Raw genomic sequence first — 22,721 nt, forward strand, 5'->3', positions numbered from 1 at the left:
GTGATTCAAAAGCGGATTGATCTCGTTTGAAGCACCATGGACGGGCTACATCACGGTGAGCAGACGAAGGGGAACCGTCCGTGCAGTTCGAGGTGTGGGCACCGCAGGCCGGCCGAGTGACGCTCCAGTGCGACGGCGCGACGCGCGCATTGGAGCGTGATCCGGACCGGGAGGGCTGGTGGCGGACGGAGGCGGAGGCGCGGGACGGCTCGCGGTACGGGTTCGCGGTGGACGACGGCCCCGTGCTGCCCGACCCGCGGTCGCGCCGGCAGCCGGACGGCCCGGACGGACTGAGCGCGGTCGTCGAGCACGAGCGCTACCCCTGGCGCACCGAGTGGGCCGGGCGCCCGCTGCCGGGAGCGGTCCTGTACGAGCTCCATGTGGGTACGTACACAAGGGAAGGCACCCTGGACGCGGCCGCCGAGCGGCTCGGGCATCTGGCCGAACTGGGCGTCACCCACGTCGAGTTGATGCCGCTGTGCCCCTTCCCGGGCCGGCACGGCTGGGGTTACGAGGGCGTCTCCCTGTGGGCCGTGCACGAGCCGTACGGGGGGCCCGAGGCGCTGAAACGGTTCGTCGACCGGGCGCACGAACTCGGCCTGGGCGTGGTCCTGGACGTCGTGCACAACCACCTCGGTCCGTCGGGCAACTACCTGCCGGCGTTCGGCCCGTACTTCACGGACACGCACCACACACCGTGGGGTTCCGCGGTAAATCTGGACGCTCCCGGCTCGGACGAGGTGCGGGCCTTTCTGCTGGGCAGCGCGCTGGCGTGGCTGCGCGACTACCGGATCGACGGACTGCGCCTGGACGCGGTGCACGCGCTGGCGGACACGCGCGCGTGCCACTTCCTGGAGGAGCTCTCGACGGCCGTGGACGCCCTCGGGGCCGACCTGGGCAGGCCGCTGTTCCTGATCGCCGAGTCCGACCTCAACGACCCGCGGCTCATCACGCCCCGCGCGCAGGGCGGGTTCGGGCTGCAAGCGCAGTGGAACGACGACTTCCATCACTCCCTGCACACCGCTCTGACCGGCGAATCCCAGGGCTACTACGCGGATTTCGCCCGCGCTCCGCTCGCCGCCGTGGCCCGGACCCTGACCCACGGCTACTTCCACGACGGCACGTACTCCAGCTTCCGCGGCCGGCACCACGGCCGGCCCCTGGACACCACACGCGTGGCCGCGCACCGGCTGCTGGGCTACAGCCAGACCCACGACCAAGTGGGCAACCGCGCCCAGGGCGACCGCCTTTCGGCGTCGCTCTCCCCCGGCCTGCTGGCCTGTGCGGCCGCCCTCACGCTCACCGCGCCCTTCACCCCGATGCTGTTCATGGGCGAGGAGTGGGCGGCCGGTACGCCCTGGCAGTTCTTCACCGACCACACCGATCCGGAGCTCGCCGAGGCCGTACGGCGGGGCAGGCGGCGGGAGTTCGCGGCGCACGGGTGGGCCGAGGAGGACGTCCCGGATCCGCAGGACCCGGCGACCCGTGACCGCTCCTGCCTCGACTGGACCGAACTCGACAGCGAGCCCCACGCGCGCGTGCTGGACTGGTACCGCAGGCTCATCGCCCTGCGGCGCGAGCAGGCCGACCTGACCGATCCCGACCTCGCCGACACCAAGGTGGCGTACGACGAGCGGGAGCGCTGGCTGGCCTTCCGCCGCGGGGACGTCAGCGTGGCGGTGAACCTCGCCAAGGAGCCGGCGGCGATCCCCCTGGGCCCCCGCCACGCGCGCGTGCTCGCCGCGTGGGAGCCCGTCGAGGCGCCGGGTGCGGACGGGGTGCTCCAGGTGCCCGGGGAGTCGGCCGTGGTGCTGCTGCAGGGGTGAACGGCTCTAGATCTCGTCGTCCGCGTCCTCGTCCCGGAACTCCGTCACCCGCTCCAGGAGGATCGCCTCCCAGGCGCGCCGGAGCTGGAGCCTGAGCAGGGGCAGAGGGCCGGTCTCGTGGCCCTGGAGCTGTTCGGCGAGGCGTACGACGGTGTCGCAGCGGGCCAGCCAGAGGCCGCGGAGGCAGGGCCGGGCGGCGTAGCCGGCGAGTGTGGCGGCGCGGACGGCGGCGGGTGAGCCGACCGCGATCGCGAGGCCGGCGATGTCCTCGGCGGGGTCGCCGACGGTCGCGCCGGTCCAGTCGAGGATGCCGCGCACCCGGCCGTCGGCGCTGACCACGAGGTGCTCGCCCTTGAGGCCGTGGTGGACGAGGACCGCGGTGCTCGGCTGCGCGGCGAGCTGGACGGCGGCCTGCGGGGTGAGCTGGTGGAGGCGGACGGGGTCGAACTCGTCGGCCGCGGCGAGGCGTTCGGCGGCGCGCGCGGCGGCCCGGCGCAGCGCCTCCAGGGAGCGCGGGGCGGTACGCGGGACGCCGAGTGTCTCGGCCTGCCGTGCGGGCACCTCGCGCAGCCCGGTGAGCAGCCCCGCGAGGTCGGCCTCGCCGACGGCGGACACGTCGTGCTGCTCCGCCGTCCCGCCGGGCAGCCTGGTGTCGAGCGTGTACGTCAGCCCGGGCGCCCACTCGCCGTGCGCCACGCTGGTCGGCACGGCGACCGGCAGATGCGGGCGTACGAGGTCGCGCAGGCGCAGTTCGCGGCGCTGCCGCAGGGCGGCCTCGCGGTCCGGGGCGAGGCGCAGCACATGGCGGGCGCCGACCCACCAGGTGGAGTGCTCGCCGCCCTCGGCGACGGGCCGCACCTCGGGTCCGGCGGCGGTGGCCCCGCCCCTTGTGCCCTCCTTGAGCAGGGAACTGACCAGTCGGCGGACCGTGTCCGCGGTGGGTGTCGGTGCCTGGGTCATGGTCGCGCCGTTGTCACTCGAAGGTGTGCTGGGGCTCCTGGGATCGCTCAGTCCACTATGACCATCTCGCGGTCGGTGTTGTTGAGGCGGCGGCCGCCGTCCTCGGTGACCGTGACGATGTCCTCGATGCGCACGCCGAAGCGGCCGGGCAGGTAGATCCCCGGCTCGACGGAGAAGCACATGCCGGGCACGAGGGGCTGCCGTTCGCCCTCGATCATGTACGGCGGCTCGTGCGTGGTGACGCCGATGCCGTGCCCGGTGCGGTGGATGAAGTACTCGCCGTACCCGGCCTCCGCGATCACCGCGCGGGCGGCGCGGTCGACTTCCTGGCAGGCGACGCCGGGCCTGACCGCCCGGAAGCCCGCCTCCTGGGCCTCGCGCACCAGGTCGTGCACCCGGCGCTCCTCGTCGGTGGGGTCGCCGACATGGACCGTGCGGGAGGTGTCGGAGCCGTAGCCGTCCTTGAGGCCGCCGAAGTCGAGGACGACCATGTCGCCGCGTTCGATGACGCGCTCGCCGACCTCGTGGTGCGGGTTGGCGCCGTTCGGGCCGGAGGCGACGATGGTGAAGTCGACCTGCGCGTGCCCGAACTGCCGCAGCAGGTCGGCGAGGTCCGCGCCGACCTCTGCCTCCCTGCGGCCGGCGAAGGGAACCTTGCGGATCTCCTCGAACGTTGCATCTGCGGCCGCGGCCGCGGCCGCCATCAGTTCCAGTTCCGCCGGGTCCTTGACGGCACGGAGCATCGGCAGGGCGTCGGTGAGGGATGCGTAGTCGGTGCCCGGCAGCGCGCGCTGCAGTCCGAGGAGGTGCATCGCCCAGGCGTTGTCGCTGATGCCGAAGCGGCCGGAGCCGGCGAGCAGGGCGGCGGTCGCGGCGTAGGGGTCCTTGCCGTCGGTCCAGTCGCGCAGGGCCAGGGCGGGAGCGCCGGGGGACTCGGCCGCGTCCGGGGCCTCCAGGGTGGGGACGACCAGGACCGGGGTGCGTCCCTGGACGAGGACCAGCAGGGTGAGCCGTTCGGTGACCGCGGTGGGCGCATAGCCGGTCAGCCACACCAGGTCCGGGCCCGGCGCCACCAGCAGCCCGGCGAGACCGGCGTCGGCGGCGGCCCGCGCGGCACGGTCCATCCGGACCCAGTAGTCGTCGGCGGTGAAGGGCGCGCGCGTGCTGCCGGTCATCCGGGCCTCCCTGGGCGGGTGAAGGGACCACAAGGGACTACGGGCAGCATCCTGCCCGTACCGCGGGGGCGGCGCGACCGGTCTGCGGGTCTTTCGGGCGCTGCGTCGGCCATGTCGTCAGCTCTCCAGTGCGAGGCGGACACCGAGGAGCAGCAGCACGCCCCCGGAGACCTGCTCCAGGCGCCGGCGCACCCCGGCACGGGACAGGACGGCCCGCATCCGGCCGACGAACCACACGTACAGGCCGTAGTAGCCGACCTCGTAGACCGCCCAGAGCGCGGCGAGAGCCACCATCGCGGGCAGGTGCGGGGCGCCCCGGGGCACGAACTGTGGCAGGAAGGACATGGCGAAGATCGCCGCCTTGGGGTTGGCGAGATTGAGCAGCAGCCCACCGCGGTAGGCGGCCCAGCCGCTCTTCTCGGGGCTCTCCCAGCCGTCCGGGGCCTGGTTGCCGCGCCGTGCCTGCCGCAGCGCCTGGATGCCGAAGCCGACCAGGACGACCGCGCCCACGATCCGCATCACGTCGTACGCCACTTCGGAGGCCGCGAGCAGCGCGGTCAGCCCGAACGCGGCGACCACACCCCAGACGAAGACGCCGGTCTCATTGCCGAGCACGGTCAGGAAGCCGGAGCGCCTGCTGCGCAGCGACTGCTTGATGATCAGCACCGTACTGGGACCGGGCGAGGCGGCGATCAGGGTGCAGGCGCCGAGGAAGGCGATAAGGGTGCTCAGCATGCGGCTCATCGTGGCCCACTCCGTGGACGTGGACCAGTGGTTTCCCGGCGCAACGACGGGTACCGGGCACCTCACCAAGAGAACTAATGCTTAGATGGCCACATAGCATTAGCCACCGATTCGGGGAGGCGTACGGCCGTGCTCGTACTCGCACACATCAGCGATCTGCATCTGGACGGGACCGTGCGGGCGACGGAGCGCGCCGAGCGGGTGCGCGACCGGCTGTGGGCGTTGCCGCGGCCGGTGGACGCGCTGCTGGTGACCGGCGACATCGCGGACAACGGCGCGGAGGCGGAGTACGAGGAGGCCGCCCGGATCCTGGGGCTGCGCGAGGCGGACGCGCCCTTCCCGGTGCTGACCTGCCCGGGCAACCACGACAGCCGGGCGCCCTATCGCAAGGCCCTGCTGGGGCAGCCCGCGGCCGACTCGCCGGTCAACAGCGTGCATGTCTTCGACGACGGCGCCGTGCTCATGTGCGACTCCAGCGTCCCCGGGAGGGACGAGGGAGCGCTGGACGAGGAGACGTACGACTGGATCGAGGCGACGCTCGACGAGCTGGACGGGAGCCTGCCGGCGCTGCTCGCCTTCCACCACCCGCCGGTCGCGCTGCACCATCCTCTGCCCGACTCCTACCAGTTGGGCGATCCCGGCCGGCTCGCCCGGCTGCTGGAGCGGCGGCCGGAGATCGCGGGGCTGGTCACCGGTCATGCGCACACGCCTGCCGCGAGCGTGTTCGCCGGACGGCCGCTGATGGTCGCTCCCGGCGTGACCTGGACACTGCGACTGCCCTGGGAGGGCGAGCAGATCGCCGACCGGGACGCTCCGGTCGGTCTTGCCTTCCATGTGCTCGACGACGACGGGCGACTCACCACTCACTTCCGAGTCGTCACGTGACGACGCCCGGGATCGCCGTCAACTGCTGGTAGCCGCCGCTTCGATGACGAACCGTCAGCGTGATCCCGACGCCAGGGCGGGCGCGGGCGACGGCGCGTGCGAGGTCGGCGGCCGAGTCGATGCGGGTCCTGCCGAACGCGAGGAGTACGTCTCCCCGCACGAGGCCCGCCGCATAGCCCGGGCCGGGCACGTGCACGCCGACGACCAGGGCGCCCGCCCTGTCCGCGTCCACGGCCTCCAGGCCCAGGGTCGCGGTGGCGGGCGCCGGGGACGCGGACGCCGGCGGGGACGACGGACGGGGGTGCGCCCTGGCCGACGGGGTGGCCTGCGCCTGGCGTTGCAGGTCGGCGAGTTTGCTCATGCCGATCACCGTGGCGCCGACCGTGCCGAGACCGACCCCGGACAGCACCAGGACCGTCCCCACGAGCAGGCCGAACAACGCGGCCCTTAGCCGTCGGCCGCGCCGACGCAAGGCGTGCGGGCGCCGGGCGGTGCCGGGTTCGGTGCCGCCGCCGGGCTCCCCACCGGGCATCGGCTTGGGACGCAACGCAGTCTGTTCCATGGATCGCCTCCGGCTGGAGCTCTACCCGGAGCCCCGGCGCCCGACGAGCCACGAACGAGTGAGACTGCGACGGCCCGCGAGGGTCAGCCCGTGTGGCCCTCGCCATGGCCGCCGTGCGCGCCGCCGTGGTCGAACGTCATCGCCTCCTCGGGCATGACGACGAAGGGACGCATCATGCCCATGTCCTCGTACTCGAGAAGGTGGCAGTGGTACATGGACCGGCCGTACGCACCGTCGAACTTCCCCATGACACGCAGTATCTGACCGCCCGGCACCCGGAAGACGTCCTTGTAGCCGCGTTCGTCGGGCGCCAGCGGAATCTGCGTGGCCACGTCGAACGCGATGGGCGCGCGGGTGCCGCCCACCGCCGGGTCGAAGCCCGAGTCGTCGTGGGCGCGGCGATGGTGAAGGCGAGGCCGTCGTTGAACGTCCGGGACGTGCGCCGGTACGTCTTCGTCGTGCCGTCCGGGTCCTTGAGCTGGATGATGCCGTCGGTGGGGACCTGGATGCCGGCGGGGTCGGTGACCTCGGTCATCTCCCAGATCTCCGGGTGTCCGCCGGCGCCGCCCTTGGTGGCGGGCGGGGTGAGCACGACCAGGCGGTGGCCGTGCGGGATGTCGTGGGTGAGTCGCGTTGTCCGCCCATCCGTCGTTGCCGCCGCCCGTCTGCGCTCCGTGCAGGTGCGTCACCGGCCAGGCGGGCAGGGCGGCGACGTCCTTGTTCGGCTCGACGCCCTCCCGGCCGGGCTCGGTGGTGGCCGGCGGGGTGCCGGGCGCGCGGACCGGCACCTCCACCGAAGTCACCGGATACTCGCTGCCCTTGGGAAAGCGGTTGGTCCGGGCGATGCGGACGCGCTGCCCGCGGCGCACCTCGATGGTCGGGCCCGGCACCTGCCCGTCGTACCCCCACATCAGGGTCGGCGGAAGCTGCGGGTGCAGCCGGACCCAGGTCGGACGCAGGGCGATCTCCATCTCCCTGAATGTCCCGTTCCGCGCGAAAAGGTTCAATGTGCGGTCACGACGGCGGGGCGGTCCGGAAGGAAGCCGTGAGTGCGGCGGGCCAGATGCTCCGGCTTGTAACGGTCCACGGCCCGGTGCCAGTTGAGGATGCCCGCCATCCAGTTCTGCAGGTCCTTCACATAGCCGTCCATCGCCTTGCGTGCCTCGCCGGAGAGCTGGAAGTCGTCGTAGACCACGGGCAGTTCGTGTGCGGCGATGTGTTCGAACTGCTGCATGCGCTGGGTCATCAGGTCGTGGACGACGGAGAGTGCGGTCGGGTAGTCGATGCCGAAGAAGTTCTGCACGACGAGGATCGCGTTGTGGATCTCGCCCTCGTACTCGATCTCCTTCTGGTACGAGAAGACGTCGTTGATGAGGCACCCGTAGTCGATGGCGGCGTTCTCCAGGGCGCGGACGGGGCCGCTGCGGTAGATCTCGGGCGGGATCGCGGGGCCGTGACCCATCCGGCACATGCTCAGGGTGAGGTCGGAGCCGAAGGTGGCGCGGCGCATCTCCAGGTAGTCGACCGGGTCGGGGATGCGGTTCTGCAGCTGGTTGGACAGCTCCCACACCCAGCTCTCGGTCATGACGTTCACCGAGTCCTTGAGGGTGCGCCGCTGCTGGGGGGTCATCTGCGCCGTGGTGCGCGCCCAGAGGTCGGTGAGGCCGCGTTCCATGCCGTTGAGCGGGGCGGGGGCCTCCTCGCCGTCGACGGGCATGCAGTCCGCCAGGCGCCGGGTGGTCAGCCGGGCGGCGGCCAGATCGCGGCGGTGGCCGTACACGAGCGGGTAGTAGTCGTCGCCGTAGGTCCCCCAGGCCAGCCACTGCGAACTCAGGTCGAGTTCCTCGGGTGTCGCGTCGGGGTCGAGCCCCGCGGAGCACAGCGGGAGGTCGGCGGCGGCGAGCCGGTCCTCGTCCCAGACGCCCTCCTGGAGCATGCCCATGGCGTGCATCCAGTCGGTGAGCCGGTGCCGGGCGCCGTCCAGGTGGGGGCTGAGTTGGACCTCGAAGGGCATGTGGAAGTCGGGCAGCAGGGACGGGCCGACCTTCTGGTACGGCACGTGCGTGTAGGCGCGCAGGCGCTCGGCGCCGGCCGCCGCGAGCAGCGCGCCGACGTCGGCGGCGGAGGTGCCGGGGCCGGTCAGGCCGTGCCACGGCTGCGTGGTCTGCGCGCGGGCGTTCATGTAGCGGCTGGAGCGCATGTGCCATTCGTGGCCGCCGGACTGCCAGTCCTGAAGTCCCTGGGTGTACTTGGCGACGGCGGCCACCTCGTCCGGGGTGAGGCCCTTCTCCAGGGCCAGTGCGGGCACCTCGGTGAGGGCGGTGTGCTCGAACTGGTGGAGGCGGGAGGTGAGGACGTCGTTGACGGTGTCGGCGGCCTCCTGGGTGGTGCAGTCGAAGAAGGTCTCCAGGACGAGCACGCCGTTGCTGTTCTCGCCCTCGTCCTCGACCTCGCGCTGGTAGGAGAACAGGTCGTTGCGCAGGTGGACGGCGTCGGAGAACGTCTCCATCAGCACCCTGAGCGGCCTCGAACCGGCCACGGACGCGGGGACCTCGGCCGTCGCGTACTCCACAAGCCCCGCCGACCAGGGGGCGCCGCCCACCTTGCGGCGCATCTCGATGTACTCGACGGGGTTGGCGATCCGCCCCTCGTTGATGTTGGACAGCTCCCACAGGGACTCGTTGAGAAGGTGCTCGGTCGCCACGGCGAAACGGCGGCGCCAGTCCACCGACATCGACGGCACGGTGCGGGCCCACAGGTCGGCGAGTCCGGCCTCGACCGGGTTCTGCGGCTCCGGTACGGGAGTTGCGAGGTCGAGCGGCATGAACAGGGGCAGCCGGTCCAGGTAGGCCTTGCCGCCGACGCGGTCCTGGGTGCGCTTGAAGGTCTCCAGGAAGTGGTCGTCGAAGAAGAAGACCCACACGTACCAGTCGGTGATCAGGGAGAGGGCGGGGCCGTCGCACTCTGGGTGGGTGTAGGCGCAGAGAAGTCCGTAGTCGTGCGCGTCGAGGTCGGACTGCTCCCAGATCCCGGACCCCTCCAGCATGCCCATCCCCCGTGCCCACTCGGTCGAATGGGCACGCGCCTCGTCGACATGCGGGTTCAGCCGCGCGGGGTACGGCATGTAGAAGTGCGGGAGTTCGAAGGGCTGCTGCGTCATGGCCGGGGCCCTACCCGTGACTCTCCGGCACCATCCGCGGGCCGGGACATGATCACACCATCGCGTGAATCGCGGGCGAACCGGGAACAGGGCGGGGCCCTACGAACCCCGCACCGCCCGCCCCACCTCCGCGCGCAGCGCCACGAACTCGGGCAGGCCCCGGGTGGCGATCTGGTCGCGCTTGCCCGGGAGTTCGACGGGCAGGTCGAGGACGATGTGGGAGGCGGGGGCCGGGGAGAGGACGACGACGCGGTCGCCGACGTAGACGCTCTCGTCGATGTCGTGGGTGACGAACACGATGGTCGTGCCCTCGGTGCGGTGGACCTCCAGCAGAAGGTCCTCCAGGTCCTCGCGGGTCTGGGCGTCCAGAGAGCCGAAGGGTTCGTCCATGAGCAGCAGGGAGGGGCGGCAGACCAGGGCGCGGGCGATGGCGACGCGCTGCTGCATGCCCCCGGAGAGCTGCCAGGGGTGGCGGCGCCCGGCGCCGTCGAGGCCGACGCGTTCCAGGATCCGCTCGGCCTCGGCGCGGCGCTCGGTCCGTGTGAGGCCGCGACGGCGCAGCGGGAGGGCGACGTTGTCGCGGACGGTGAGCCAGGGGAAGAGGGAACGACCGTAGTCCTGGAAGACGACGGCCAGTCGGTCGGGTACTCCGGTGACCGGCGTTCCGTCGATGGTGACGGTGCCCTCGCGCGCGGGTTGCAGTCCGGCGACGGTGCGCAGGAGGGTGGACTTGCCGCATCCGGACGGGCCCACCACACAGAGGAGTTGGCCGTCGGGCACGGTGAGGGTGATGTCGCGCAGGACGCGCTGATCGCCGTAGCGCTGGCCGAGGGAGTCGAGGCGGAGCGTCATGCCGTGCTCCTTCCCCGTCCGACCATCCGCCTCTCGACCGCCAGAAGCGCGGTGTTGAGGAGGTGGCCGAGGACTCCGAGGAGGAGCAGTGCCGCCCATACGGTGAGCAGGTCGGAGCGGGACTGGGCGTCGGTGAGGGTGTAGCCGATGCCGTTGGCGGTGCCCGGCAGCAGTTCGGAGAACACCATGAGGATGAGGGAGAGCGAGAGGCTCAGGCGCAGGCCCGCGAAGAGGCGGGGCAGTGCTGAGGGCAGGATCAGGAAGCGCAGCCGTTCGACGGGGTTCAGGCGCAGCACGGCGGCGACATCGAGCCGCAGCGGGTCGGTGTTGCGTGCCCCTTCCGCCGTGTTGACCAGCACCGGCCAGACGGCGCTGAAGGCGATCGACGCGATCTGCATCGGCGTGCCGAAGTCGAGGACGACGACGAAGACGGGCACCAGCGCGGGCGGCGGCACGGCCCGCGCGAACTGCAGGACGGGGTTGCAGAGGGCGTACGCCCGTCGCGACCGCCCGACTGCGACACCCATCGCGATCCCGGCGACGGCGGCGATCCCGAATCCGGCCGCCATCCGTCCGAGGCTCGGCAGTACGTCCCCCACGGCGGCCTCGGTGAGAAACGCGTGCCGGACCGGCCCCGAGAACCACAACTCGTAGGCGCGGTGCGCGATGCGACCCGGGGGCGGGAAGTACACGCTGCCGTGGGCCTGGGCGGTCACCTGCCACAGGGCGAGGGCGAGGAGGAGGACCAGCACGCGGAGAAGCAGGTGGCGCCCAGAGGTACTCCGGACGGGCTCCCCCGGCCCCCGGCGTGCCGCGGTTCTCTCCCGCCGGATCATCTGCCTCACGACCGCACCCCGCGCCCTTCCGCCCGCCGCTCCGGTGTCCACGGGAACAGCCGGCGTTCGCACCGGACCAGGACGCCGTTGATGACCAGCCCGAGGGCGCCCGCCCACACCACGCCGGCCAGGACGTCCCGGGTGCCGTCGGTGGACTGGCCCGCCTGGGCGATGAAGATGCCGAGGCCCTCGCCGAAGCCGGAGAGGAGTTCGGTCGCCACGGCGAGGATGAGGGCGACGGCCGCCGAGATACGGATGCCGGCGGCGATGAACGGTGCCGTGCCGGGCAGTTCGACCCGCAGCAGCACCGAGAGCCGGCCAAAGCCGAAGGCCCGCAGGGTGTCCTTGGCGAGCGGGTCGGTCTCGCCGAGGCCGTAGATGGTGTTGAAGAGAACGGGCCAGACCGACGCGTACGTGATCAGCGCGACCTTGGTCTCGGTGCCGGTGCCGAGGAGCAGCGAGACCAGGGGGATCAGTGCGACCGACGGCATTGGCCGCAGGAACTCCACGATCATGCGTACGGCGGAGTCGACGACGGGCACGCTGCCGAGCAGCAGCCCGAGCGGGACGGCGATCGCGACGGCGAGGCCGAGCCCGAGCGCCCAGGCCCGCAGGGTGGCGCCGATCCCGTCCAGGAAGGCGCCGTCGCCCGCCAGCTCGACGGCGCGGGCGAGTACTTCCGAGGCGGGCGGAAGATAGCTGCGCCTCACGACGCCTGCCCGGCCGACCGCCTCGCAGGCTCCGAAGGCCAACAGCACCCCGAGCAGACCGAGCCACAGCTCCTGATGCCGTGCGAGCCGTTCCCGCCGTTTCAGCCGCTTCACCTGGCGTCACTTGACCAGCAGCGTCGCCGGGTCGAGGGCCTTGGTCAACAGCCCCTGTTTCTTCATGAGTTCGGTCAGCCGCCGCAGCTGCGCGGCATCGGTGGAAGCCGGATACGCGGGCAGCCCGATGGATGTGGCCTGGTGGGCGGTCACCTTGGTGTACTTGGGGAGTTCATCCCGTACGGCGTTCGGGTCCTGCGCTGCGATCTTCGAAGCGGCCTCGACGGCACGCTGGAAGGCGGCGGCCTCCTTGGGGTGTCCGGCGGCGAACTTCTGTGTGGTGACGTACCCGCTGATGGGCAGCGACTGGACGGGCGCCGACCCGCCGTCCAGCAGCACCCTCGCCTTCAGCTCCCCCCGGATCGCGCTGTCGAAGGGCTCCACCGCGTGCACGGCGTCCACCTGACCCCGCTCCAGGGCGGGCCCCATCTGCGGGAAGGCGATCTGCCGGTAGTCGGGCCGGCCGACGCCCTGCGCGTCGAGGATCGCGTTGAGAGTGAGCGACTGGATGTTGTTGAGGATGTTGACGGCGACCTTCTTGCCCGCGAGGTCGGCGACGGACTTGATGCCCGAGTCCTTCGGCACCAGGACGTCCATCATGTGCGGCGCCACCCGTACGCCCTCGGCGAGGATGCGGAGGTCGAGGGTGCCCTTCTCGTCGGCCTGCAGGAACGTCACGTAGTTCGCGCTCGCGATCACGTCGACCTGCCCCTTGGCCAGGGCGGGCAGGGCCTGGATGCTCTGCTGGACGGGCTGGATCCTGACGTCCAGTCCCTCCTTCGTGAACAGCCCGCGGTCCCGTGCGAGGTAGAGCGCCGCGGAGTCCGTCAGCGGCAGGGCGGCCACGGTGATCTTCGTGCGGCCGTCCGCGGTCGTGGAGCCCCCGCCGTCGTCACCACAGGCCGCGAGGAGCAGTGTCAGGGCGGCCGCGACAGCCACCGTTTTCCCGATTCCCGTCCGCAATCCCCGTAATGCCATGCGGCATGACTATCAGCTAATTGTCATGATCACCACATAGGGCCGGATTGGGCGGCCACTCTTTGGAGAAATACGAAAGCACCGCCGCACTGCAGCGCCCCCGAAGGGGCGCGGGACGGTATCGATCCGCTCTTCCGCCGCCTGGGCGCGCTCAGCCGCGACGCTGCCCCAGACGAAAGACGCCCACCCCGCGGCGCGCCGCAGGTTCCCTTGCCAGAGCCCCGCAGGGAACCCCACCGTGGTCGCATGAATCTGCGCCAGGCCCCGCCGGTCCCGGACGTCTTCGATCCGCGGCAGTACGCCGCCGGGGTGCCCCACGCCGCCTACCGCGTACTCCGCGACCACCACCCCGTGGCCTGGCAGGACGAGCCCGAGGTGCTGGGCTGGCCGGCCGGGCCCGGGTTCTGGGCGGTGACCCGGCACGCGGACGTCGTACGCGTCCTCAAGGACTCGGCCACGTACTCCTCACACCTCGGCGCAACCCAGATCCGCGACCCCGACCCCGCCGACCTTCCCTTCATCCGGCGCATGATGCTCAATCAGGATCCGCCGCGGCACGGGCGGTTGAGGCGACTGGTCAGCCGCGCCTTCGTCCCGAGCCGCATCGACCGCTTCACGACCCTCGCGCGGAAACGGGCCCGGACCCTGTTCACGCAGGCACGGGAGGCGGCCCGGACGACCGACGGCACCGTCGACCTCGTCACCGCCGTGACCGACGACTACGCCCTCCTCAACCTCGCCGACCTGCTCGGCGTCCCGGACGGCGACCGCGGCCTGCTGCTGCACTGGACGCAGCGGGTCATCGGCTACCAGGACCCCGACGAGGCCGGCACCCCCGTGCTCGACGCGGCGGGCAGACCCGTCAACCCCCGCTCCCCCGCGCTGCTCCGGGACATGTTCGCCTACGCCCAGCAGCTCGCCGCGCACAAGCGCCGCCACCCCGCCGACGACGTGATGACGACGCTCGCCCAGGATCCCGAACTCGCCGACGCCGAGCTGGAGATGTTCTTCTTCCTGCTCACCGTCGCGGGCAACGACACCGTCCGCAGCGCCGCGCCCGGCGGACTGCTGACCCTGGCCGAGCACCCCCAGGCGTACGAGCTGCTGCGCTCGGGGAAGCTCGAACTCTCGGTCGCCGTCGACGAGTTGCTTCGATGGCATCCTCCCGTCCTCACCTTCCGCCGCACCGCCTCCCGCGACACCGAGCTGGCGGGGCGGCTCATCCGTGCGGGCGACAAGGTGGTCGTCTTCCATGCCTCGGCGAACCGCGACGAAAGGGTCTTCCCCGAGCCGGACCGCCTCGACCTGTCCCGTACGCCGAACCCGCACGTCTCCTTCGGGGACGGTCCGCACGTCTGCCTGGGTGCGCACTTCGCCCGGTTGCAGCTGCGGGTGCTGTACGGGGAGGCACTGCGCGCCCTGCCGGTCCTGCGCACGGCGGGGTCGGCCAGACGGCTGACGTCCAACTTCATCAATGGTCTCAAGTCGCTGCCCGTGCAGGTGACTTGAGGTTCAGGGGCGGGCCTTCACACACGCACCTGGATCAGTGCGTGGGTGCCGCCGGTCCGCCACCGCTGCCCCTCGGCCGCCACGAGCGAGGCCTCGGTGTCGGGGTCCAGGCCGGTGATCACGTCAGACTTCAGAGTGCGCAGGGCGGCGACCGGTCCGGGGAAGTGGTCCGTGACGTCCGCGAAGGGTGTGGTCGGATCCCACAGCCGATCTCCCACCAGGCGGCGGTAGTTGAGGTCGCCCTTGACGACGGTCAGCGCGGCGGTGGCGAGTTCCGCACGGAGGTCGCCCGGCATGTCCGCGTACGGCAGCGGCCCGGCGGAGAAGGGATGGGCGCGCAGGGTGAGGCGGCCGTCGGTCATCGCCGACCACAGGATGCGGCCGTACTCGGCGGCTGCTCCCCGCGCCCCGGCCAGCCTCCTGAGCGCGTCGAGCACGTCGGCCGTCGTCGCGTCGGAGACGTAGTAGGGGTACGGCTTGATGTGCAGGACGGCCCGCCCGATGCGCCCGCGTTCGAGGAGGCGGGCGATGAGGAGCAGGTCGGGGATGAGTTCGCGGCCCGCGTTGTCCGCGATGAGGCAGAGCGTGCCCACGCCGGACGGCGGGAGCAGCGACCAGAAGGTCTCGCTGTCGTCGGCGACCAGGCCCGGGGTGGTGTCCACGGTACCGGCACCGGCGGCGGAGAGGCGGAAGCCGAGGTCGGCGCGGTTGCCCCAGAGGGAGCCGTGCAGCAGGGCGCGGTCCTGGTCGTCGGCGGACAGGGCGTCGAGGGCGGCCAGTTCCTCGTCTGTCTCCGGGGAGTCGAGCTCGGCCAGCTTGAAGGGGCGGAACGGGTCGATGCCCTGCCAGGGACCGGGGCCGAAGTAGCCGACGGCGTCGAGGAGTTGGCGGTAGAAGTAGCTCTCGGACCAGAGCCAGGGGATGTCGTACCAGGAACGGCCTGCGTACCGGGCCATGCCCCACGTCTCCCACCGGTTCCGGTCGTGTGCGTCGGCGGGGAGCGGTTCGACGACGCCCTTGGTGCAGCTCGCGAGGAGCGCGTCGAGCGCGCGGTGCTGTGCGGGGCCGTACGGGAAGGCCTCCCGTACCTGCCGGATGATCGCGGGGTGCCGCTCGGCGAGCACGCTGTGGGGAAACGACCCCGGCTCGTTGCCGAGGAGCACGGGCGCGGACGGGGGGTGGGGCGACGGGGTGTCGGGCATGCGCCCCACGATAGGTCCGCCCCACGACCAGGGCCTGTCCGGCGGATCAGGTCGGCTACAAGGTGCGGCGTGTCTTGGCCACCCCGAGCGGGGTCATGGGGGTCCCCCACACCCTTGAGGCACTGGGGAAGTGCGTGCCAGACCCCGCGACGCCGAGCTGATCCGCCGGACAGGCCCTGGCCCCGGCATCCTCCGTCAGACGGTTCTGATCTCGCGCTCCAGCCGGGCGGCGAGACTCACGTAGCGGGCGCGACGGGTCACCGGGACCAGGCCGCGGATCGTGAGGTGCCACATCTCGGCCAGTCTGCGGGGCTGATGGGCAACGGATTCGAGTGAGCGGCCCACGACGCGGGTGCCGACGAAGAAGCTGACGAGGGAGTGGGCGACGGCGTCGACGTCGATGTCCGGGTGGACGTCGGACTCCTTGACGGCGCCGAGGAGTTTGCGGGTGGCGATGTCCCGCCACTCGGTGAAGGGGTGCTGGAGTGGCGGCCGCACGGCGACTTCCCCGGTGGCGAGCCGGAGTCCGGCCCTGGGGATCGGGCCCTCGACGGAGAGACGGGCGATGCCGAAGGTGATGCGCATCAGCGTTTCGAGCGAGGAGTAACCCTGGCCGTCCAGGTCCTTCGTCACCTCGCGCGAGGCCTTGGACTGCAGCTCCATGATGGCGTGCGCGAGGTCCTCCTTGGCCGCGAAGTGGAAGTAGAGGGCGCCCTTGGTGACTTGGGCGTGTTCGACGATGTCGCTCAGGCTGGTCGATTCGTAGCCGCGACGGTCGAACAGGTCTGCTGCGGCCGTGATGATCGTCGCGCGGGTCTGCTCGGCGCGTAACTGCCTCGCCATCGACTGAACACTCCTAGGTCTGGAAACGGGCCGGGCTGTTTGTTTTTCTCACTCCCAGTGAACGATATCTCACCGTGCGGCGGCGCCGACGGCGCACTCGAACACCGTTGACTCACCCTGGGATCGGCAGACCTCCAGACCCGTCCCGGTCTCGTCGGCCACCTCGATCCAGGTGGGTCTGTCCAGCTCAGCATACTGATGGAAGGCCGCATGGCAGGACCCGCCCCCTGCCGGTCCGACGGCCCGGACACGGGCGGCGTGCCGCGCCGCTTTCAGGAGCGGCATGCCCGGGATGCGATCGAGTGGATGGTCGAAGCAAACGGGATGGGCGGTATCTACTCGCAGTTGCCAGCAGCCGGGCCGGACGGGCGGGAGCGGCAGCGCGGTGGCGACGCGCTCGCCGCCGAGGCGTACGTCGGTGTCGTAGCGGAGCGCGGTGGGGCGGCCGGCGCGATGGCGGACGTGGGACACGGTGACGTCCAGGACGGGTTCGGCGGGCACTGCGGCGACGGCGTGGTGCTCGGGACACGTGCTGAGGTGCAGCTCTTTCAGTACGAAGCAGTGGTCGAACGGGGCGTCGTACTCGGCGTGCGCGAGGAGTGCTCCACCCTGCCGGACGGTCTCCGCGACGAGCAGCGGCTCGTGCGCCGACCGGTCCGGCGACACGTGTAACCGATGTGCACGCGGCCACTGTGCAAACAGCGTTAACCGGTCGGGGCCCGCGCACTCCCAGTCGGTGAGCAACGTTTCCGCTACGGCGGCGCGGTGGACGAGCTGACGAGGCACGGTGGCCGTCAAAGCCGGTCGAGGCATGACCCTCCCTCGGTCCCCGGAAGCGGATGACAGACCAGACGGCGAGGTGCCCGTGCCGGTGACCGCCAGAGTACGAGGCGACCGGGTTGGTTTTCAATGTGGCCCGGGTGGCCCCGAGGGACATACGGAGCAGGTGAACGGTCAAGGTTCAAAGGGCTGTTCACTCCGGAACACCCCCGAGCGGTCCCGCGCTGAACGCGCCGGGCCGGTCGTCCGTACTTCACGGGAGCACATCGTTCCGCGCCGGCCGAGGAGACGTTCCGGATGCCCCGGATGACCGCACACCACACCGCCCTGGCGGCCGCCCTCGTGACCCCGTTCCTGCTGCCCCTGTGGGCGGCGGGCACCGCGCAGGCGCACGGCGCGCCCACGGATCCGGTCAGCAGGGCCTACGCCTGCTCGCCCGACGGCGGCAGCAACGCACAGTCGGCGGCGTGCAAGGCGGCCGTCGCCGCGAACGGCGCCCCCTTCACGTTCTGGGACAACCTGCGGGTGGCGGACGTGGGCGGCAGGGACCGGCAGATGATCCCCGACGGAAAGCTGTGCAGCGGCGGCCTGCCCGCCTACAAGGGCCTCGACCTCGCCCGCTCCGACTGGCCGTCGACGCCCCTGAAGCCGGGCGCGACCCTGACGATGAAGTACGCCTCGACGATCCCGCACACCGGCACGTTCAAGCTCTACCTCACCAAGCCCGGCTACGACCCGAGGAAGCCGCTGACCTGGTCCGAGCTGCCGGACAAGCCGTTCGCCTCGGTCAAGGACCCGGCGCTGACGAACGGCGCGTACCGCATCACCGCGAAGCTGCCGTCCGACCGGACCGGGCACCACGTGCTCTACACCATCTGGCAGAACAGCAGCACGACGGACACGTACTACTCGTGCTCCGACGTGGAGTTCGGGACGGCCGGGAGCGGGAGGAGCGGTGGTACGGCGGCGTCGAAGTCGACCTCCGCGCGTGGCGGGAAGAGCGCGAGCAGCAGCCCCACGGCCAGGCCCGAACCCCGTACGACTCCCTCCCGTACGGCCGAGGCGGCCGCGACCCCTCGGCAGGAGCCCACCGCCCCCGACAGCACCCCGGTGGCCTCGACCTCCACCGCCGACTCGGGGCCGTCCTCACCCATGCTGGCGGGCGGCGCCGCTGCGGTGTTGGTGCTCACCGGCGGCGCCGCCCTGGCGCTGCGTCTGCGTCGACGCTGAACTACGCCTGGCTGGGCGTCAGTTGACGTAGACGGTGGCGCCGTTGTCGGTCACCGGGGCGTACTTGGCGGTGAAGTAGCCGCTGCTGAAGCAGAGCGACGAGCCGGACACCTTGCTGAACTGCTGGTTGGTGAAGTTGATGCTGGCGTCGCTGTTGCTCGTCGTGCCGGTCAGGCTCGGAGCCTGGTAGACGCAGGTGATGGAGCCCAGCAGGGTCTTCAGCTTGACCGTGGTCTGGATGGTGGAGCCGCTCGCCGGGGTCACGGTCAGCGTGCCGTCGGAGGCCACGGCGGTGGTGTACGGCAGGTTGTCGACCGTGATGCTGGTGACGCCCGTCACGCCGAGGACGTTGCTGGTGCAGCTGCTGCTGTCGAAGGTCTGCGCGCCGACGGACTCGGTGGCCGTGCCCGGCGCGGCGGGGTTGTCCGTGACCGTGGCGGTGAACGTCGAGGACGTGCAGCTCACACCGCTGGTGCCGGTCGCGCTGGAGTAGAGCGTGGCCTTGGTGCCGCTTGCCAGCGGTGCGGACAGGACGTCACCGACCGCGACGGCGGCGCCGCCGGTCGAGCCGGTGGTGAGGACGGGGGTGTCGGCCGCCGAGGCCGGGACGGCCGCGGGGATCGAGAGCGCGGCGACGGTGCCGACGAGGGTGAGGAGGGTGCGAGTGCGCATGCGGACGTACCTCTTTCTGGTGCGGGGTTCGAGGGTTCGGGGCTTCCGATGTGGCGCGAGGAAAGTGGGGGGACGCCGGTCGGCGTCCGCCGATGCCGGTCCGTGACGCCTTCTCCGTACGCCACGGACCGGCAACGACGACCGGCCGGTGACCGGCCGCAGACCCGGGGGGTGGGCCTCCGGCCGGGCCGGGCGGAAGCGACGGCCTGGCGTGGGCCAGGGGGGAAGTGTCCGTACCGGACCGTCTGGGGGAGCTCGGGCCGTGAAGGGCCCGTGCGGACTGGAAGGGTCCGGGAGACGCGGACAGGGCCGCGTGGCTGGATCCGGCGCCACGGATCTGGGGGAAGCCAGGGGCAGTTGTAGACCTGAGCGTCAGTCAACGTCAAGGCGCGACAAGGGAGTTGACGATCATTCAAGAGATTGGTGCGACCTGCCGGAGCTGCTGAGCCACAGGTGGGGCACAACCAACACCCTTTTTTCACAAGTCCCTTGACCCTTGAAAGTAACCACGGGTAACTTCCTCGCTGGCTACTGCGGAGTACGAGAAAGCCCTTCCACCCGCCGGGAGTTTGGGAGGAGGCGTGCGCCTGCAGCCGCTGTCCGCGCCAGGACAACGCGCCGATGATGCCCAACCCGCACTGACTATGCACATGGGAGCAGAAATGGCCTCGTCCGCCGAACTCACCACCGGGAACCCAGAAAGCGGTTCCTCACCCGACCCCGCGAGACGCGGGCGGGTCCGGCTGCGCCGCGCCGCGGTGATGGCGGTCCCGGCCGTCGCCATCACGGCCGGTCTCGCGATCATGACTGCCGAGGGGGCTCTGGGGGTCTCGTTCTCGATCTCCGGAATGCCCTTCACGGTGACCGCCAAGTCGCTCGACGGCACCGGCTTCGAGCAGTTCGGTGGGCTCGACAGCATGATCGACAACAGCCCCAACGCGGGCGACACCGGCGGTCAGGTGCTGATCGTCACCTCCGCCATCAAGAACGCCACACTGGACAGCCTGTGCCAGAGCGTCGACCTGGGTGGCACCAACCTGCTGATCAAGGCGGGCAGTGGCTCGTCGAAGGTGCAGGCGACCGACCTCACCACGGACTCGACCCTGCTGACCGGCGACGCCGCCTTCAGGAACATCGAGATCGGCAACGACGCGAGCACGCTCAACAAGGCCGGCGTCAAGGGCCCGGCGGGCGTGTTCAGCCAGCAGGCCGACACGGTGCACATCGACAACCTGCGGCAGACCAACTACGCGACCACCGCCGGGGTGTTCAAGCTGCCGGGCCTGAAACTCAGCTTCAGCGACTCGGGTTGCCCCTGATGCCGGACCAACCGAAGCAAGACGCGGAGCCCGCTTTCAGTCAGTGGCGGGCCCGCCGTCCGTTCTGGGGCGGGCTGCTGCTCGCCCTGGGCGGGGCGGAGATACTGGGCACCGAGAAGGCCTCGCTGAAGGTCATCATGCACGCCGCCACGCAGAACCTGGCCGGCTACCTCCTGCCCACCGTGATGCTGTTGTGCGGGCTGCTGACCCTCTTCAACCCCACGCAGCGCCTGTTCTACTCGATCATCGGCGTCCTGGCCTCCCTGGGTACCTGGCTCACCTCGAACCTGGGCGGCTTCTTCATCGGTCTGCTCCTGGGGACCGTCGGAAGCTGCCTCGCCTTCGGCTGGCTGCCGGACCAGGAGCCGCGGGTCAGCCGCCGGCAGCGCAAGAGGGAGGCGCGGGCCCTGGAGGCCGTACAGCCGTAGACCGTACAGCCGTGGGCCGTGCGGCCCGAGCCGTACCGCCGACACGGCAGCCCGCACCGGCCGGCTCGTCTCGGGGCCGGCCGGCGGGCGCGTGGTGGTCAGATGCCCAGTACGGCGCGGGCGGTGAGGAAGTGGATGGCCGGCCCGGTGGCGTCCACCAGAGTCGTCATCATCGGGGCCGAGACCACCGCCGGGTCGATGCCCAGGCGCTTGGCCGGCAGGGGCACGGCGCCGCCCGCGGTCGCCGCCCAGCCGCAGATGACGACCAGCGCCACGCCGACCACGACGGCGATGCGCACGCCCACGAACAGGGTGCCGAGGACCAGTCCGAACAGGGCCAGGATCGAGCCGAGCACCACTCCCACCCGGTACTCCCGCCACACCACCGCGGGCACGTCCGACACGCGCACCTCTCCGACGGCCGGCGCACGGACTGCCACGGTCGCCGCCTGCGCGCCGGCGTTGCCGCCGGTGCCGATCAACAGCGGGATGAACGTGGCGAGTTGGGTGACCTTCTCAAGGGTGCGCTCGAAGGCCTCCCGCATACTTCCGGTGAGCGGATACGGCAGGGCTGATACGACGTGGCTCACATCCGCCGTCCGGCCGGCCCGATCGAGCTCCGCCGGGAAAGCCGGACGATCAACCGGTACGGCGCGAATAGCGCGGCGGTGACTGAAAGACGGCGGCAAGCGCGCCTACGTTATTTCAACTTTGTTCCACGGAGCAGGCCCCCACTGAAGGATGTGTGCATGCTCGACGACCTGGACCGTGCCCTGATCCACGCACTGCACATCGATGCCCGTGCACCGTTCAGCCGGATCGCCGCCGCGCTCGACGTCTCGCCGCAGACCGTGTCCCGTCGCTACCGCCGGCTGCGCACCGAGGCGTCCCTGCGGGTGGTGGGGCTGCCGGATCCTCATCAGGCAGGTCAGACGCAGTGGCTCGTACGGCTCACCGCGGCGGCGAGCAGCGCGCAGGACCTGGCACACGCCCTGGTGCGGCGGCAGGACACCTCGTGGGTGAAGCTCACCTCCGGCGGCACCGAGATCGTCGCGATCATCCACACACCGACCGAGGCGGGCGCGGGCAACTCCCTGCTGCTGCGCGACATTCCGCGCACCAACCACATCACCGCGGTGTCCGCACACTGCATCCTGCACACCTACCTGGGTGGGGCGACGAACTGGCGGCGCAGCGCCGACAGCCTCGACGACAAGCAGCAGCGCGTGCTGCGCGAGCACGAGGCCGCGGACACCTCGTACGTCCCCGTCCCGCGCCAACTCACCCAGACAGACGCCGACTTGCTGATCGCCCTGCAGCGGGACGGGCGGGCCACACACGCCGAGCTGGCGCAGGCCACCGGCTGGTCCCCGGTCACCGTGGCGCGCCGTCTCGCGGATCTCCGGGCGGGCGGCGCGATCTTCTTCGACGTGGAGGTCGACACCGGGCACTTCGGCGCCAACACCCGGGCGCTGCTGTGGATGTCGGTGAGCCCTTCGCGCCTCGAACACGTGGCGACGACGCTCGCCGGCCACGACGAGCTGGCCTTCGTGGCCGCGACCACGGGCCCCACCAACCTGGTGGCCCAGGCCCTGTGCCGCGACCCCGCCGACCTGCACCACTACCTGGCGCGGCGGCTCGGCTCACTGGACGCGATCCACACCCTGGAGACCAGCCCGGTCCTGCAGAACCTCAAGGCGGCGAGCCCGATCATCACGGACCTGGCCCGCACCAGGCGCTCCGCGGCGGCGCCCCGTACCCGGGTCTGAAACCCTCTGCCCATACCCCCTGCCCCTACCGAAGAAGCGGCGGCCCGAAGGCCGCCGCTCGTCCCTGCGCTGATCCGCCGACCCGCCCCCCCCCCCCGGGTGGCCCGTGGCGTGGGCGCGCTCGTAGTAGATACGGGCGGCGGAACCGGCGGTCCCGGTCAGCCAGT

General features: G+C 71.3%; 21 protein-coding genes and 1 pseudogene. 7 read left to right on the forward strand and 15 right to left on the reverse strand.

Annotated elements, in window-relative coordinates; translation table 11 throughout:
• Positions 1-80: 80 nt before the first annotated feature.
• On the forward strand, positions 81-1,826 hold the full coding sequence (gene treZ / locus ACWDAG_RS37495) for a malto-oligosyltrehalose trehalohydrolase (RefSeq protein WP_450700034.1): 1,746 nt from the start codon (positions 81-83) through the stop codon (positions 1,824-1,826).
• Between the two features lie 6 nt (positions 1,827-1,832).
• On the opposite strand, the gene ACWDAG_RS37500 is transcribed toward treZ, so the two are convergent.
• The 3 genes from ACWDAG_RS37500 to ACWDAG_RS37510 form a co-directional block, all read right to left on the reverse strand.
• Positions 1,833-2,786 carry an aminoglycoside phosphotransferase family protein gene (locus ACWDAG_RS37500; protein WP_450700035.1) on the reverse strand — a complete coding sequence of 318 codons (954 nt, stop codon included), beginning with the start codon at positions 2,784-2,786 and terminating at the stop codon, positions 1,833-1,835.
• 47 nt (positions 2,787-2,833) lie between these two features.
• Positions 2,834-3,961 carry an aminopeptidase P family protein gene (locus ACWDAG_RS37505; protein WP_450700036.1) on the reverse strand — a complete coding sequence of 376 codons (1,128 nt, stop codon included), beginning with the start codon at positions 3,959-3,961 and terminating at the stop codon, positions 2,834-2,836.
• Positions 3,962-4,078: 117 nt separating this feature from the next.
• Entirely contained in the window at positions 4,079-4,696 is a 618-nt protein-coding gene (locus ACWDAG_RS37510; RefSeq protein ID WP_450700037.1) for a LysE family translocator, read from the reverse strand.
• Positions 4,697-4,834: 138 nt separating this feature from the next.
• Here ACWDAG_RS37510 and ACWDAG_RS37515 point away from each other — a divergent pair, with 138 nt between their 5' ends.
• Complete coding sequence (locus ACWDAG_RS37515) at positions 4,835-5,590, forward strand: metallophosphoesterase (RefSeq protein ID WP_450700038.1); 756 nt, start codon at positions 4,835-4,837, stop codon at positions 5,588-5,590.
• Here ACWDAG_RS37515 and ACWDAG_RS37520 read toward each other — a convergent pair.
• From ACWDAG_RS37520 to ACWDAG_RS37550, 7 genes and pseudogenes are all read right to left on the reverse strand, one after another.
• Positions 5,583-6,152 carry a PDZ domain-containing protein gene (locus ACWDAG_RS37520; RefSeq protein WP_450700039.1) on the reverse strand — a complete coding sequence of 190 codons (570 nt, stop codon included), beginning with the start codon at positions 6,150-6,152 and terminating at the stop codon, positions 5,583-5,585. The genes ACWDAG_RS37515 and ACWDAG_RS37520 overlap by 8 nt on opposite strands.
• 83 nt (positions 6,153-6,235) lie before the next feature.
• Positions 6,236-7,252: pseudogene (locus ACWDAG_RS37525) on the reverse strand (multicopper oxidase domain-containing protein).
• Positions 7,156-9,312, reverse strand: coding sequence for a germacradienol/geosmin synthase Cyc2 (gene cyc2 / locus ACWDAG_RS37530; RefSeq protein ID WP_450700040.1), 2,157 nt, complete (start codon positions 9,310-9,312; stop codon positions 7,156-7,158). Before cyc2 ends, ACWDAG_RS37525 begins: the two are co-directional and overlap by 97 nt.
• A gap of 99 nt (positions 9,313-9,411) precedes the next feature.
• On the reverse strand, positions 9,412-10,164 hold the full coding sequence (locus tag ACWDAG_RS37535; RefSeq protein WP_450700041.1) for an ABC transporter ATP-binding protein: 753 nt from the start codon (positions 10,162-10,164) through the stop codon (positions 9,412-9,414).
• A complete protein-coding gene (locus tag ACWDAG_RS37540; protein WP_450700042.1) occupies positions 10,161-10,916 on the reverse strand; it encodes an ABC transporter permease in 756 nt (251 codons plus the stop codon). Before ACWDAG_RS37540 ends, ACWDAG_RS37535 begins: the two co-directional genes overlap by 4 nt.
• 89 nt (positions 10,917-11,005) lie before the next feature.
• A complete protein-coding gene (locus ACWDAG_RS37545; protein ID WP_450700043.1) occupies positions 11,006-11,824 on the reverse strand; it encodes an ABC transporter permease in 819 nt (272 codons plus the stop codon).
• Positions 11,825-11,830: 6 nt separating this feature from the next.
• Positions 11,831-12,763 (reverse strand): ABC transporter substrate-binding protein, encoded by a 933-nt coding sequence (locus ACWDAG_RS37550; protein WP_450700044.1) that lies wholly within the window; start codon positions 12,761-12,763, stop codon positions 11,831-11,833.
• 285 nt (positions 12,764-13,048) lie between these two features.
• Here ACWDAG_RS37550 and ACWDAG_RS37555 point away from each other — a divergent pair, with 285 nt between their 5' ends.
• Complete coding sequence (locus tag ACWDAG_RS37555; RefSeq protein WP_450700045.1) at positions 13,049-14,311, forward strand: cytochrome P450; 1,263 nt, start codon at positions 13,049-13,051, stop codon at positions 14,309-14,311.
• Positions 14,312-14,328: 17 nt separating this feature from the next.
• On the opposite strand, the gene ACWDAG_RS37560 is transcribed toward ACWDAG_RS37555, so the two are convergent.
• From ACWDAG_RS37560 to ACWDAG_RS37570, 3 genes are all read right to left on the reverse strand, one after another.
• Complete coding sequence (locus tag ACWDAG_RS37560) at positions 14,329-15,513, reverse strand: damage-control phosphatase ARMT1 family protein (RefSeq protein ID WP_450700046.1); 1,185 nt, start codon at positions 15,511-15,513, stop codon at positions 14,329-14,331.
• Positions 15,514-15,708: 195 nt separating this feature from the next.
• A complete protein-coding gene (locus ACWDAG_RS37565; RefSeq protein ID WP_450700047.1) occupies positions 15,709-16,356 on the reverse strand; it encodes a ScbR family autoregulator-binding transcription factor in 648 nt (215 codons plus the stop codon).
• Positions 16,357-16,425: 69 nt separating this feature from the next.
• A complete protein-coding gene (locus ACWDAG_RS37570) occupies positions 16,426-17,169 on the reverse strand; it encodes an AfsA-related hotdog domain-containing protein (RefSeq protein ID WP_450700048.1) in 744 nt (247 codons plus the stop codon).
• 264 nt (positions 17,170-17,433) lie between these two features.
• On the opposite strand from ACWDAG_RS37570, the gene ACWDAG_RS37575 reads away from it, so the two are divergent.
• The gene (locus ACWDAG_RS37575) at positions 17,434-18,366 is read left to right on the forward strand and encodes a lytic polysaccharide monooxygenase auxiliary activity family 9 protein (RefSeq protein WP_450700049.1); all 933 of its coding nucleotides are present in this window, start codon (positions 17,434-17,436) and stop codon (positions 18,364-18,366) included.
• A gap of 18 nt (positions 18,367-18,384) precedes the next feature.
• Here the strand turns inward: ACWDAG_RS37575 and ACWDAG_RS37580 are convergent, their stop codons facing one another.
• Positions 18,385-19,038, reverse strand: a complete 654-nt coding sequence (locus ACWDAG_RS37580; RefSeq protein ID WP_450700050.1) for a Tat pathway signal sequence domain protein — start codon at positions 19,036-19,038, stop codon at positions 18,385-18,387.
• Positions 19,039-19,700: 662 nt separating this feature from the next.
• Between ACWDAG_RS37580 and ACWDAG_RS37585 the strand changes: the two genes are divergently transcribed.
• A complete protein-coding gene (locus tag ACWDAG_RS37585; RefSeq protein ID WP_450700051.1) occupies positions 19,701-20,357 on the forward strand; it encodes a DUF6230 family protein in 657 nt (218 codons plus the stop codon).
• A complete protein-coding gene (locus ACWDAG_RS37590; RefSeq protein ID WP_450700052.1) occupies positions 20,357-20,785 on the forward strand; it encodes a DUF6114 domain-containing protein in 429 nt (142 codons plus the stop codon). Before ACWDAG_RS37585 ends, ACWDAG_RS37590 begins: the two co-directional genes overlap by 1 nt.
• A gap of 98 nt (positions 20,786-20,883) precedes the next feature.
• Here ACWDAG_RS37590 and ACWDAG_RS37595 read toward each other — a convergent pair whose 3' ends face one another.
• Positions 20,884-21,375: a magnesium transporter gene (locus ACWDAG_RS37595; RefSeq protein ID WP_450700053.1), complete on the reverse strand. Its 492-nt coding sequence runs from the start codon at positions 21,373-21,375 to the stop codon at positions 20,884-20,886.
• Positions 21,376-21,534: 159 nt separating this feature from the next.
• Between ACWDAG_RS37595 and ACWDAG_RS37600 the strand changes: the two genes are divergently transcribed.
• The gene (locus ACWDAG_RS37600; protein WP_450700054.1) at positions 21,535-22,554 is read left to right on the forward strand and encodes an Lrp/AsnC family transcriptional regulator; all 1,020 of its coding nucleotides are present in this window, start codon (positions 21,535-21,537) and stop codon (positions 22,552-22,554) included.
• Positions 22,555-22,721: the final 167 nt, after the last annotated feature.

This window comes from Streptomyces sp. NPDC001157 (genome assembly GCF_053598255.1).

What these genes read in the sequence shown, in the direction of transcription:
- ACWDAG_RS37505 (WP_450700036.1), bottom strand. Translation starts at nt 3,961, where the DNA reads ATGACCGGCAGCACGCGCGCGCCCTTCACCGCCGACGACTACTGGGTC.
- ACWDAG_RS37500 (WP_450700035.1), bottom strand. Translation starts at nt 2,786, where the DNA reads ATGACCCAGGCACCGACACCCACCGCGGACACGGTCCGCCGACTGGTC.
- ACWDAG_RS37510 (WP_450700037.1), bottom strand. Translation starts at nt 4,696, where the DNA reads ATGCTGAGCACCCTTATCGCCTTCCTCGGCGCCTGCACCCTGATCGCC.
- ACWDAG_RS37600 (WP_450700054.1), top strand. Translation starts at nt 21,535, where the DNA reads ATGCTCGACGACCTGGACCGTGCCCTGATCCACGCACTGCACATCGAT.
- ACWDAG_RS37575 (WP_450700049.1), top strand. Translation starts at nt 17,434, where the DNA reads ATGCCCCGGATGACCGCACACCACACCGCCCTGGCGGCCGCCCTCGTG.
- ACWDAG_RS37590 (WP_450700052.1), top strand. Translation starts at nt 20,357, where the DNA reads ATGCCGGACCAACCGAAGCAAGACGCGGAGCCCGCTTTCAGTCAGTGG.
- ACWDAG_RS37565 (WP_450700047.1), bottom strand. Translation starts at nt 16,356, where the DNA reads ATGGCGAGGCAGTTACGCGCCGAGCAGACCCGCGCGACGATCATCACG.
- ACWDAG_RS37585 (WP_450700051.1), top strand. Translation starts at nt 19,701, where the DNA reads ATGGCCTCGTCCGCCGAACTCACCACCGGGAACCCAGAAAGCGGTTCC.
- ACWDAG_RS37555 (WP_450700045.1), top strand. Translation starts at nt 13,049, where the DNA reads ATGAATCTGCGCCAGGCCCCGCCGGTCCCGGACGTCTTCGATCCGCGG.
- ACWDAG_RS37520 (WP_450700039.1), bottom strand. Translation starts at nt 6,152, where the DNA reads ATGGAACAGACTGCGTTGCGTCCCAAGCCGATGCCCGGTGGGGAGCCC.
- cyc2 (WP_450700040.1), bottom strand. Translation starts at nt 9,312, where the DNA reads ATGACGCAGCAGCCCTTCGAACTCCCGCACTTCTACATGCCGTACCCC.
- ACWDAG_RS37570 (WP_450700048.1), bottom strand. Translation starts at nt 17,169, where the DNA reads ATGCCTCGACCGGCTTTGACGGCCACCGTGCCTCGTCAGCTCGTCCAC.
- ACWDAG_RS37560 (WP_450700046.1), bottom strand. Translation starts at nt 15,513, where the DNA reads ATGCCCGACACCCCGTCGCCCCACCCCCCGTCCGCGCCCGTGCTCCTC.
- ACWDAG_RS37580 (WP_450700050.1), bottom strand. Translation starts at nt 19,038, where the DNA reads ATGCGCACTCGCACCCTCCTCACCCTCGTCGGCACCGTCGCCGCGCTC.
- ACWDAG_RS37535 (WP_450700041.1), bottom strand. Translation starts at nt 10,164, where the DNA reads ATGACGCTCCGCCTCGACTCCCTCGGCCAGCGCTACGGCGATCAGCGC.